The 10,775-nt window shown below is 73.0% G+C and carries 11 protein-coding genes and 1 pseudogene; 3 read left to right on the plus strand and 9 right to left on the minus strand.

Features of this window, described 5'->3' with window-relative positions; all coding sequences use genetic code 11:
- Both N801_RS19980 and N801_RS17740 read right to left on the minus strand, forming a co-directional pair.
- A partial coding sequence (locus N801_RS19980) for an AfsR/SARP family transcriptional regulator (RefSeq protein WP_211254754.1) occupies positions 1–2,014 on the minus strand: 2,014 nt, incomplete at its 3' end.
- Positions 2,015–2,103: 89 nt separating this feature from the next.
- A complete protein-coding gene (locus tag N801_RS17740; RefSeq protein WP_156996892.1) occupies positions 2,104–2,691 on the minus strand; it encodes a hypothetical protein in 588 nt (195 codons plus the stop codon).
- Positions 2,692–2,844: 153 nt separating this feature from the next.
- Here N801_RS17740 and N801_RS17745 point away from each other — a divergent pair, with 153 nt between their 5' ends.
- Complete coding sequence (locus N801_RS17745) at positions 2,845–3,201, plus strand: precorrin-2 dehydrogenase/sirohydrochlorin ferrochelatase family protein (protein ID WP_169744295.1); 357 nt, start codon at positions 2,845–2,847, stop codon at positions 3,199–3,201.
- Here the strand turns inward: N801_RS17745 and N801_RS17750 are convergent.
- Positions 3,176–4,426: a homogentisate 1,2-dioxygenase gene (locus tag N801_RS17750; RefSeq protein ID WP_035940605.1), complete on the minus strand. Its 1,251-nt coding sequence runs from the start codon at positions 4,424–4,426 to the stop codon at positions 3,176–3,178. The two genes, N801_RS17745 and N801_RS17750, sit on opposite strands and share 26 nt — an antisense overlap.
- Before the next feature lie 70 nt (positions 4,427–4,496).
- Here N801_RS17750 and N801_RS17755 point away from each other — a divergent pair, with 70 nt between their 5' ends.
- Both N801_RS17755 and fahA read left to right on the plus strand, forming a co-directional pair.
- Entirely contained in the window at positions 4,497–5,360 is an 864-nt protein-coding gene (locus N801_RS17755; RefSeq protein WP_035940606.1) for a hypothetical protein, read from the plus strand.
- Positions 5,357–6,601 (plus strand): fumarylacetoacetase, encoded by a 1,245-nt coding sequence (gene fahA / locus N801_RS17760; RefSeq protein WP_035940607.1) that lies wholly within the window; start codon positions 5,357–5,359, stop codon positions 6,599–6,601. The genes N801_RS17755 and fahA overlap by 4 nt, the downstream gene beginning before the upstream one ends.
- Here fahA and N801_RS17765 read toward each other — a convergent pair whose 3' ends face one another.
- The 6 genes and pseudogenes from N801_RS17765 to N801_RS21155 all read right to left on the minus strand — a co-directional run.
- Positions 6,602–7,624 carry a helix-turn-helix domain-containing protein gene (locus N801_RS17765; RefSeq protein ID WP_035940608.1) on the minus strand — a complete coding sequence of 341 codons (1,023 nt, stop codon included), beginning with the start codon at positions 7,622–7,624 and terminating at the stop codon, positions 6,602–6,604.
- A gap of 334 nt (positions 7,625–7,958) precedes the next feature.
- Entirely contained in the window at positions 7,959–8,786 is an 828-nt protein-coding gene (locus N801_RS17770) for an RDD family protein (protein WP_035940609.1), read from the minus strand.
- Positions 8,787–8,799: 13 nt separating this feature from the next.
- Positions 8,800–9,384: an alpha/beta fold hydrolase gene (locus N801_RS17775; RefSeq protein ID WP_052113279.1), complete on the minus strand. Its 585-nt coding sequence runs from the start codon at positions 9,382–9,384 to the stop codon at positions 8,800–8,802.
- 140 nt (positions 9,385–9,524) lie between these two features.
- The gene (locus tag N801_RS17780) at positions 9,525–9,728 is read right to left on the minus strand and encodes a DUF4177 domain-containing protein (RefSeq protein WP_035940610.1); all 204 of its coding nucleotides are present in this window, start codon (positions 9,726–9,728) and stop codon (positions 9,525–9,527) included.
- Positions 9,729–9,794: 66 nt separating this feature from the next.
- Entirely contained in the window at positions 9,795–10,565 is a 771-nt protein-coding gene (locus tag N801_RS17785; protein ID WP_035940611.1) for an ABC transporter permease, read from the minus strand.
- Positions 10,562–10,775 (minus strand): annotated as a pseudogene (locus tag N801_RS21155) (ABC transporter ATP-binding protein); the annotation flags it as partial. The gene N801_RS17785 and the pseudogene N801_RS21155, both read right to left, overlap by 4 nt.

The following is a 10,775-nucleotide window of genomic DNA, read 5'->3' on the forward strand; positions in this document are numbered from 1 at the left end:
CCACGACGGCGAGGACGGCGACCGCGGCCAGGCCGGCCCTGAGACGGCGGTTGGTGCGGCGCTGCGCCAGCAGCCGGGTCTCCCCCTCGCGCAGCTCGACCGCGGCCCGGGCCTCGGACTCGTCGAGGAACGCCGCCTCCACCTCGGTGAGGCGCGGCCGGTCCCGACGGCGCCACTCCGCGACGCGCTGCTGGCGGGCCCCGCGGTAGAGCTCGCTCTCGGGCCGGCCCATCGCCTCCCACGTCTGCGCCGCGACCGAGAGGTGGCGCATGGCCCGAGCCCCCTCGACGTCCTCGTCGAGCCACGACCGCAGCCTCGGCCAGGCGAGGGTCAGCGACTCGTGGGCGATCTCGACGTTCTCGCCGTCGCTGCTGAGCAGCCGCGCGTCGACGAGCCGGTCCACGAGCTGGCGCTGGCTGTCGTCCTGCCCGACGGTCCTCACCGGGACCCGGTGCCGCACCGACGCCGCGTCCTCGTCCGTCGAGACGAGGCGGGTCATGAGCTGGCGCAGCAGCTCCTGGTCGTCCACCGCGAGCGCCCGGTAGAGGTCCTCGGCGGTCCGCGACACCGCCTCCTGGATGCCCCCGGTGGAGCGGTACCCGGCGACGGTGAGGGTGCGCCCCTCCCGTTCGGCCCAGGTCGCGCGCAGCACGTGGGACAGCAGGGGCAGGGCGGCCGGCTGGCCCTCCACCTCGCGGACGAGCAGCTCCTCCAGCCCGGGCTCGACGGACAGCCCCGCCTGCTCCGCGGGGCCGCGGATCGCGCGCCGCAGCCCCACGTCGCTCATCGGGCCCACGAGGTGCAGCCCGCCCTCGACCCGCCTCGCCAGCTGGACGTGCGACGACAGCTCGCCCATCGTGTCGGCGCGGATCCCGAGCACCAGCCCACTCCCGTCGGCCACGACCCGGAGCAGCTGGGCGACGAACCGGTCCTGCTCCTCCCGCGGAGCGGTGAACAGCTCCTCGAGCTGGTCCACGACGAGGACACCGCCGGTGCCCGGCTCCAGCGCCGCCAGCGCGGCGACGGTCGTCGTCGCCGGCGTCACCACCGTGGGCGCGCGCCCGTCGCGGACGAGGGACGCCGCCAGCCCCGCCCGGACCAGCGAGGACTTGCCGCAGCCCGAGGGCCCGACGACGGCGAGGACGCCGCTGCGGTCGAGCAGGGCGAGGCAGGCGGCGATGTCCGGCTCACGGCCGTAGAACATCGCCGTGTCGCCGACGTCGTAGGCGAGCAGCCCCGGGTACGGGCACTCCGTCTCGCGGAACGCGGGCGCGACGAGGTCCAGGGCCGGAGCCTGCGCGAGGATCGAGACCTCGAGCGCGCCGAGCTCCGCCGACGGGTCGAGGCCGAAGTCGTCGAGGAGGATCCGCCTCGCGCGCCGGAGGGTGGCGAGGGCGTCGGCCTGGCGCCCCGAGCGGTACTCCGCCAGGGCGAGGAGCTGCCACCGGCGCTCCCGGGTGGGGCGGTCGCCGGCGAGGCGGAGCAGCTCGGGGACGACCTCGGCGTGCAGGCCCAGGTCGACGGCGGCGGCGGCGCGGACCTCCTCCGCGGCGTGGTGCTGCTCGACCAGCTCGGCGCGCTCCGCCGACGCGCCGGGCCAGTCCTCCAGCTCGGGGAGGGGGTCCCCGCGCCAGAGATCCAGGGCCCGGCCGGCGTGGTAGTGGGCGCGGTCCGGCTGCCGGTCGGCGAGCAGGTCGGCCGCCACCGACACCGCGTCCGCGAAGACGGTCGCGTCGATCTCGTCGTGGTGCAGCGCCAGCCGGTAGGCGCCGCCGCCGCCCACGGTCTCGATGGCCGTTACGCCGAGGGCTCGACGCAGCCTCATGACGCAGCCCTGGACGACCTTGGCACTCGAGGCGGGGACCGCCTCGCCCCAGAGCGCATCGGCGATGGCGTCGGTGCGGACGGTGCTCCCGGGGCGGCTGGCCAGCACCGCGAGGACGACCCGGTCCCGGGGGCCGAGGGCGTGGTGATCGCCGCCAAGCACCAACGGGCCCAGCACGCTCAGCCGCACGGTCTCACTGTGTCGTCCGTGTCGGGAGGTGTCAACGAGCACGACACCTCCCGACGCGGGTCGGCGGGCTGCCACGGGCCGCAGTCGGCTCAGGCCAGGAACTCGGCAGCGATGTCGCAGTCGATGCGGCCGGCGAGCGTGTCGACGCCGTTCGGCTCCGACCAGGTCTCCGACACGAACACGTCATCACTCGGGTCGTCGAGCGTCCCGGCGTGCTCGAGGACGACAGTCACCTCCTGGTTGCTCACCTTCTTGGCCACGAGCCGGCCGTCCGAGGAGTGGTACGACTCGTGCCTCTGTGCGCTCACGGTGACCGTGATCGTGCCGTCGCCGTTGTCCACGATGCGCTGGTCGGCATCGCGAGTCCTCGCGAGCGCCGTCAGCGACTTCCCGTTGTCGAGGTTGGTGTAGACGCTCTTGAACTGGGCGTTGAACGCGAAGAAGTACACACCGTTGCGCACGTGGTCCTTGAGGTGTGCGTTGTAGGTGATGTCGTGACGGATCGGGAACGGCACGTCGAGGCACGAGTCGATCTCGTGCTCGATGTGCCAGTTCGTTCCCTGGATGTGGGTGACCACCGGCGGGTCCGCCGATGCGGACGTCGCACTGACGAGCAGGAGCCCGAGGGCCGCGACCGCCGCCGGGACGAAAAGACGAGGCACTGCCTGACCTGACATGAAGTCTCCTTGGGTGAGGTGTCCCGGGGTGGGACGGCTGTCTCACGCACGGTCCAGAGCAGCGGTCTCAGACCGGTATCAGCCCGTCCCCAGCAACACGCTCGTCACACGGGAGCACCCCGTCCGCAACGCACGGAGGCGACGATGGTCGGCATGGCACAGGTCAGTCAGCGCCCCGCACCCGACACCATCCGGGTGCTCGACTGCCCGCTCCCGGGCCGGCACGTCCTCGTCGTCGGCGGCGGGCCGGTCGCCGCGCGCCGGGTCGACGCCCTCGCCACCAGCCCGCACCCGGTGACGGTCGTCGCGACCCACCTGTGCGACGACATGTTCGACCTGCTCGCCGAGCGCCGGATCACGTGGGAGAACCGCGCCCCGCGACCGAGCGACCTCGACGGGGTCTGGCTGGTCCACGCGGCGAGCGGCGACGCCGCGCTCGACGCCCTGGTGGGGAGGTGGGTCGAGGCGGTCCGTCGCGCGAAGGTCAGCGCCGAGAGCCTCCCCAGCTGAGGTGGTACCTGCCGTCGTCGCACGCGAGCCCGCCCTCGCCGAGGTCGAGGGGACGGAAGGTGTCGACCATGACGGCGAGCTCGTCGAAGTACTCGGCGCCGATCGAGGCCTCCGCGGCACCCGGCTGCGGTCCGTGCGCGTGGCCACCGGGGTGCAGCGAGATCGAGCCCTGCCCGATGCCCGAGCCCTTGCGCGCCTCGTAGTCGCCCTCGACGTAGAACATCACCTCGTCGGAGTCGACGTTCGAGTGGTAGTACGGCACCGGGATCGACAGCGGGTGGTAGTCGACCTTGCGCGGCACGAAGTTGCACACGACGAAGTTCCAGCCCTCGAAGACCTGGTGCGCCGGCGGCGGCTGGTGCACCCGGCCGGTGATGGGCTCGTAGTCGCGCACGTTGAAGACGTACGGGTAGAGGCAGCCGTCCCAGCCGACGACGTCGAGCGGGTGGAACGGCAGGGTGTGCACCGTCCCGACGATCCCGCCGCTGCTGGCCGGCCCGCTCCCCCGGTGCTTGATGTAGACCTCGGTCTCGGCGTTCTCCTTCTCGCCGACGTCCTCCGCGAGCAGCGGCCCCGCCGGCACCCGCAGGTCGCGCTCGCAGTACGGGCTGTGCTCGAGGAGCTGGCCGTACTTGGACAGGTAGCGCTTCGGCGGGGCGATGTGGCTGTTGCCCTCGATGCAGTAGGCCCGCAGGGGCTCCTTGCGCGACGACGTCGGGATCCAGCGGTGGGTCGTGGCCCTCGGGATGATGATGTAGTCGCCCTGCGCGACGTCGAAGGCGCCGAACACCGTCTCGACCCGCGCCGCGCCGCGCTCGACGTAGACGCACTCGTCCCCGATGCCGTTGCGGTACCAGGGGCTGGGCGCCCCCGCCACGGCGTACGAGATCCGCACGTCGCCGTTGCCGAGCAGGAGCCGCCGGCCGGTCACGACGTCGGTGCCCCTGACCGTCCTTGCGTGGTCGAAGAGCGCGTGCGGCTGGAGGTGGAGCGGCTTGAGCGGGTGGTTGGGCGTCGTCGACAGGTCACCCACCGCCCATTCCCGGGCGTCGAGGATCGTCGACGGGATGTTGCGGTGGTAGAGCAGGGACGAGTCGGACGAGAACCCCTCCTCACCCATGAGCTCCTCGTAGTAGAGCTCGCCGGTCCTGCCTCGACCGGCCGGTCGCCGGTGCTGCGTGTGCCGCTTGGGCGGGATGCTGCCCATCGACTGGTAGTGCGCCACGTGGTCTCCACCTCGTTGTGTCGGAAGCGTGTCGGAACTCCTGCCTTCCCAGACTAGTAGCGTGTCCGGCATGTCCACGGCGCCCACCGCCCTGCTCGCAGGGCTCATCGACGATGCCGCCGTGTTCCCTCCGGGCAACGCGCCCCTCCCGGTCGCCGTGAGCCGTCACCGGGCACACCGCACGGCGGCGTATGCCGGCCTCGTCGGTCCGCTGCTCGTCCCCGTCTCCGACGTGGGCGCCCTCGTCGCGGTGCTGGACTCCGACGGCGGACCTCCCCTCGACGTCGGTCTCATCGCCCGCCCGGGGGTCGACCCCTCCGTCCTCGTCGACGCCGTCCGGCAGCTCGCGTCCACCACCGCCGTCGACGTCGTCGGCGCCGAGCTCGGCTGGTTCGCCGGCTGGCGCGACCTCCCGGTGCAGGGGCTCCCGCTGACGCTCGAGGTCCCGCGGGGCCCGGACCGCGACCGCGCCCTCGAGGACGTCGCGGCCGCCGTCGACGAGGTCGGGCACGCGGCGCAGGCCAAGTTCAGGACCGGCGCCACCCCGACGTGGGAGTGGCCCGACGAGGTCGAGCTCGCCGCGTTCGTCCACGACTGCGCCCGGCTGGGCGTGCCCTTCAAGCTCACCGGAGGGCTGCACCACGCCGTGCGCGCGGAGCACGGCGGCGAGCCCCAGCACGGCGTGCTCAACGTCCTCCTCGCCGTGCACGCCGCCGCCCACGACGGCGCCCCCGCTGCCGTCGAGACCCTGCTGTCGCAGCGCGACCCCCGGCTGCTGGCCGACGCGGTGCGCTCGCTCGAGCCGGGCGACGTGCGCCGGCTGCGCAGCCTCCTCACGGCATACGGATGCTGTGAGGTCACCGACCCCATCGGCGAGCTGGACGACCTCGGCCTCGTCGACCTCGACCCCGCCCCTTCTGAGGAGAAGCCGTGACGACCTGGCTCGACGTCCCCGCCGACCACCCGTTCGGCGTCACCAACCTGCCCTACGGCGTCTTCTCGATTGACGGCTCCGCGCCCCGGGTCGGCACGAGGATCGGCGACCACGTCCTCGACCTCGGGCCGTGCGCCGAAAAAGCGGGGATGGAGTCGTATGCCGTGTGGTCGGCCCCGACGCTCAACCCGTTCCTCGCGCTGGGCCGGCACGCGTGGTCGTCGGCCCGCGAGTGGGTCACCGAGCTGCTGACCAACCCCGCGCGCCGCGACTGCGTCGAGCCGCACCTCGTCCCCGTCGAGTCGGCGACCATGCACCTGCCGTTCGACGTGGCCGACTACGTCGACTTCTATGCGAGCGAGCACCACGCCACCAACGTCGGCCGGCTCTTCCGCCCCGACTCCGAGCCGTTGACGCCCAACTGGAAGCACCTGCCGATCGGCTACCACGGCCGCGCGGGCACGGTCGTCGTCTCGGGCACCGCCATCACCCGGCCGAGCGGGCAGCGGAAGCCACCGACCGAGGAGAGCCCGGTGTTCGGGGCGAGCGCCCGCCTCGACATCGAGGCCGAGCTGGGCTTCGTCGTCGGTGGGGCCACGTCGCTGGGCTCGCCCGTCCCCGTGGCCGACGCGGACGACCACCTCTTCGGGGTGGTGCTCCTCAACGACTGGAGCGCTCGTGACCTGCAGGCGTGGGAGTACGTCCCTCTCGGGCCCTTCCTGGGCAAGTCGTTCGCCACCTCGATCTCGCCCTGGGTCGTGACGATGGAGGCCCTCCGCGCGGCCCGGGTCCCCCTGCCCGGACAGACCGACCCCCGCCCCCTGCCCTACCTGCAGGGTGAGGACACGGCCGACGGTGCGGGAACGGCATACGGGCTCGACATCACCTACGAGGTGGAGTGGAACGGCACCGTCGTGTCCCGGCCGCCCTACCGCTCGATGTACTGGTCGCCGACGCAGATGGTGGCGCACATGACGGTCAACGGCGCGACCCTGCGCAGCGGCGACCTCTTCGGGTCCGGCACGATCTCCGGACCCGACAAGGACCAGCGCGGGTCCTTCCTCGAGCTGTCGTGGGGCGGCCGGGAGCCGGTCACGCTCGACGACGGGTCGCAGCGCACCTTCCTCGAGGACGGCGACACGGTCGTCCTGCGCGCCACCGCACCCGGCCCGGGTGGCACGACCATCTCGCTGGGCGAGTGCCGCGGCACCATCGGCCCGGCAGTGCACCCACAGGCCTGATCAGTCGAAGGGGCTGTCGATCCACCCTCGGGCCGCTGCCCGCAGTGCGAGGTCGAAGCGGCTGCGCGCGTTGAGCGTGACCGCGAGACCGGCCACCAGTCGACGGACCGTCCGGGTCGACTGCCCGGTCGAGCGGGCGATCGCCTCGTCCTTGTGGCCCAGGGCGAGCAGGTTGAGGATCGCGAGCTCCATCGGCCGGGGCCCGACCGCGGGCTGCGCCGGCGCCGTGGCCGACAGGGGGTCGGAGTCCTTCCAGTGGATCTCGAAGAGGCTGTGCAGGAGGTGGACGATCGTGCCGTGGTCGATGACGACCGCGCCCTCGCCGGAGACGGACGGGTCGAGGGGAAGCACGGCCACCCGGCGGTCGAAGACGAGCATGCGGGTGGGCAACGTCGGCCGCGTGCGGATCCTCAGTCCCATCTCGGCCGAGTCGATGAGGTGCCGGGCCACCGCGGCGTCCCGGTAGAACGCCTCGAGGCAGATCATCCGCAGGGTGACCCCGCGGTCGAGCAGCAGGCGGTCGAGCTCGCGGCCGTCGACCGCCGCCTGCGGCGGGGGCTGGACGGTGACGAACGAGCAGACCTCGTTCTGCACTTCGCGGCCGAGGTCGGTGAGCCGCTCGGTGACCTCGGCCCGGTTGCGCAGCGTCACCACGCCCGGTGAGTCGATGTGGCGTCCCCCGTTGGCGAAGACGTCGGAGAGCCGGTCCACCAGCTGCCGGGCCTCGGCGAGCTCGTCCATGTGCACGGCCAGCCGGCGCTCACGGTCGGCGAGCAGCCCGTTGAGCGCCGAGCGCGGGTGGACGAGCGACCACCCCTGCTCGGTGTCGTCGCGGGCCTTGAGGACCCCGAGCGAGACGAGGTCCTCGACCCGCGCGGCGACCACCGTCTCGTCGAGCTGGGTCGCCGTGCCGATCCCGGCGACGCCCACGCCGGGCTGGGCGATGACGCTCTCGAGGACGGCCATGAGGGCCTCATCGCGCACGTCGCCGCTCGCCACGCGCTTCTCCGGTGACCACCCCATGATCCACACGCTAGTGCCCTAGCGATCCGTCGCACACGAGACCCACGCCGAGTGGTCGCCCCGGGTCACCAACAGACCATGCACCAGCCCGTCACGAGGTCGATGACGTCTCCCAGCGGGAGCCAGCCGAGGCTGCCCCAGAGACCGGAACCGGTGAACGACGAGAAGAGCTCCATGACGTGTTTCCCCTTTGGTGTGGCGACGTGTGCTACGCGTCGAAGCCTCACATCTCGGTTCGAGGCACGCATCACCTTCGGGGTGTCCACTATCGGCAATGTCCGCTTGCGGCCCGGGTTGACCACCGGAAGACCTGCCCCCCCGGGGGGCAGGGGCGTCAGCGCTCGACGCGCCCCTTGACGACGATGGTCTTCGCGACCTTGTCGTGCAGCGCCTGCCTCCTGTCGTCGGCGAGCGGCCAGACGAGGTCGGTGATGACGACGATCGTCGCCAGGCTCGCGACGAGGGGGACGTTGCCGAGCGCCTGGGCGACGGCCTGGAAGCCGACGCGTCGCACGGCGGTGTCGACGTCGAGCAGTCCCGGCCGGTCGAGCCGTCGGACGCTGATGCCGAGGAGCAGCTTGCCCGGGGTCGCGCCGCGGCGCGTGAGGAAGAAGGTGTGGTAGCCCACCATGATGAGGAGCTGGACGGCGAGGAACGCGGCGAGCCAGCCCAGGCCGGCCTCGCCCAGAGCCGAGCTCATCGCGCGGAAGTCACCGGCGACCAGGGCGGCGTCGAGCCGGTCCGCGATGGGCTCGATCGCCTTCCAGAGGAACCAGCCACCGACCACGAGCGAGGCCACGGCGATGACGAGGGTGTCGATGAGGTACGCGACCACCCGGGTGAGGTACGGGGCCAGCTCGGGCTGTCCGGGGACGGACGCCATGGGGGACGGACGCTTCCACCCCTGTGGGGCGGACTGGGCCCCCCAGCCCGGGGGGACCGGGGCCGGGGGCTGCTGCGGGACGGGGGTCTGCTGCGGGACGGAGGTCTGCTGCGGGACCGGGGGCGCGCCCGGAGCGCTCACGGCCGGGGCCGCCTGCTCCGGTGCCGGGCGCTTGCGCAGGACCGTCGTGTTGGACGTCCACAGGATGCCGTCGAAGTAGCGGAGCTCGTCGGGGTTGTCAGGGTTCTCGTACCACCCGGGCCTGCTCGGCGTGCTCATGCTTCGCAGGATGTCACACGGGCCCGGGAGAGCTCGCATCGTCACGACCGGCCCGGGCCGCCCCCGCCAGGGCGAGGACCGCACGGGCGACCCGGCCGGGGTCGTGCAGGTGGTGCAGGTGCCGGGCCCCGTCGAGGACCCGGGTCGGCCAGCCCAGGCGGCGCGCGCGGGCCAGCTCCACGGCGTACGTCCCGCCGAAGGCGAGGTAGGCGTGCGGACCGCCCTCCCACCCGGTCGGGGCCTCGACCTCGGACGAGAAGTAGCGCAGCGGGAGCCGGGGCTGACCGCCCTCGACCCGACGACGCGTCGCCTCGTCGGGGAAGAGCGGCGCGACGTCCGACTCGTCCCACCACTGCGTCCACGGCGGCAGCAGCCCGCGCTCGTCCGCGAGCGCGACCAGGCGCGCCATGAGCGGCTCGGGGGCCATCGCGCCCGGGCCTGCCGGTGCGGGCAGGGCCGCGTCGACGAAGACGACGGGTGCGCCCCCGGACGCGGCGGGGGCGACGAGCCCGGCGTTGCTGTGCGCGACGACGAGGTCGGGCGCCGTGTCGCGGACGGTGAGTCGGAACGCGTCGAGCACCTCGCCTCCGGACGTCACACCGTCGGGGACCGGCGCGACCGTGGCCCGGGCGCCGGACCCGCGGAACGCCGCGACCAGTCCGGCGTAGGCGCCGGCGCCGACGAGGGGGCTCGGCAGGACGAGGACCGACCCGGCCCGGTCGGTCCCGACGGAGCCGGTCAGCCCCGGGACCGCTCGAACGTCACGAGCACGCCCTCGGTGCCGCCGGGACCGATCCGGCCCTTGACCTCGACGGCGGTCACCGCCTTGAGCTGCCAGCCCTGGGCCGCCCACTCGTTGAGGACCGACTCGAGCTTCCCGGCCGACATCTTGCCGCCGACGAGCCCTTCACGGATCTGCACGACCTTGTACTCGTATCCCATGCACCGAGCGTATGCCGCGGGGCCGGGCCGGGCGGGCCGCTCGCGACAACCCGGCCGGGTCCGGGTCTATGGCCGGGACGCGACGCTGCGCCGGTAGGTGCGCACGGCCACGGCGTGGGCGACGACGAGGACGCCGAGGCACCAGGCGAGGGCGACCCAGACGTCACCGCCCACGGGCTGCTCGGCGAGGAGGCGGCGGACGACGTCGACGATCGTCGTCACCGGCTGGTGCTCGGCGAACGCGCGGACCGGGCCGGGCATGCTCTGCGTGGGCACGAACGCCGAGCTGACGAACGGCAGGAGGATGAGGGGATAGGCGAACGCGCTCGCGCCGTCCGCCGTCCGCGCCGTGAGCCCCGGGATGACCGCGACCCAGGTCAGGGCGAGGGTGAGCAGTGCGAGGATGCCGAGGACCGCCAGCCACGCGAGCGGCCCTGCGCCGGAACGGAACCCCATCGCGACCGCCACGAGGACGACGACGGCGAGCGAGGCGAGGTTGGCCACGAGCGAGGTGAGGACGTGCGCCCAGAGCACGGACGACCGGGCGATCGGCATCGACCGGAACCGCTCGACGATGCCCCCCTGCACGTCGAGGAAGAGGCGGAACGCCGTGTACGAGATGCCCGAGGCGATGGTGATGACGAGGATGCCGGGCAGCAGGTAGCCGACGTAGGACTCCGCGCCGACGTCGATCGCACCGCCGAAGACGTAGACGAACAGCAGCATCATCGCGATGGGCATGATGAGGGTGGAGATGATCGTGTCCGGGCTGCGGACGATGTGCCGCAACGACCTGCGGAGCAGGACCGTCGTGTCGCCGATGGCGTGGGTGGTCATGAGGGCCCTCCCTCGTCGCGGGGGGCGCCGACGACGGCGAGGAAGACGTCCTCGAGGCTCGGCTGCTTCTCGACGTACACGACCTCTGCCGGTGGGAGCAGGGCCTTGAGCTCCGCGAGCGTGCCGTCGACGATGATCCGGCCCTCGTGGAGGATGGCGACCCGGTCGGCGAGCTGCTCGGCCTCCTCGAGGTACTGCGTCGTGAGCAGC

This window comes from Knoellia aerolata DSM 18566 (genome assembly GCF_000768695.1).
GTDB lineage: Bacteria > Actinomycetota > Actinomycetes > Actinomycetales > Dermatophilaceae > Knoellia > Knoellia aerolata.

Excerpts from the sequence above, each read along its gene's own strand:
- N801_RS17755 (WP_035940606.1), top strand. The coding sequence starts at position 4,497 with ATGTCCACGGCGCCCACCGCCCTGCTCGCAGGGCTCATCGACGATGCC.
- N801_RS17765 (WP_035940608.1), bottom strand. The coding sequence starts at position 7,624 with ATGGGGTGGTCACCGGAGAAGCGCGTGGCGAGCGGCGACGTGCGCGAT.
- N801_RS17740 (WP_156996892.1), bottom strand. The coding sequence starts at position 2,691 with ATGTCAGGTCAGGCAGTGCCTCGTCTTTTCGTCCCGGCGGCGGTCGCG.
- N801_RS17745 (WP_169744295.1), top strand. The coding sequence starts at position 2,845 with ATGGCACAGGTCAGTCAGCGCCCCGCACCCGACACCATCCGGGTGCTC.
- N801_RS17780 (WP_035940610.1), bottom strand. The coding sequence starts at position 9,728 with ATGGGATACGAGTACAAGGTCGTGCAGATCCGTGAAGGGCTCGTCGGC.
- N801_RS17785 (WP_035940611.1), bottom strand. The coding sequence starts at position 10,565 with ATGACCACCCACGCCATCGGCGACACGACGGTCCTGCTCCGCAGGTCG.
- N801_RS17770 (WP_035940609.1), bottom strand. The coding sequence starts at position 8,786 with ATGAGCACGCCGAGCAGGCCCGGGTGGTACGAGAACCCTGACAACCCC.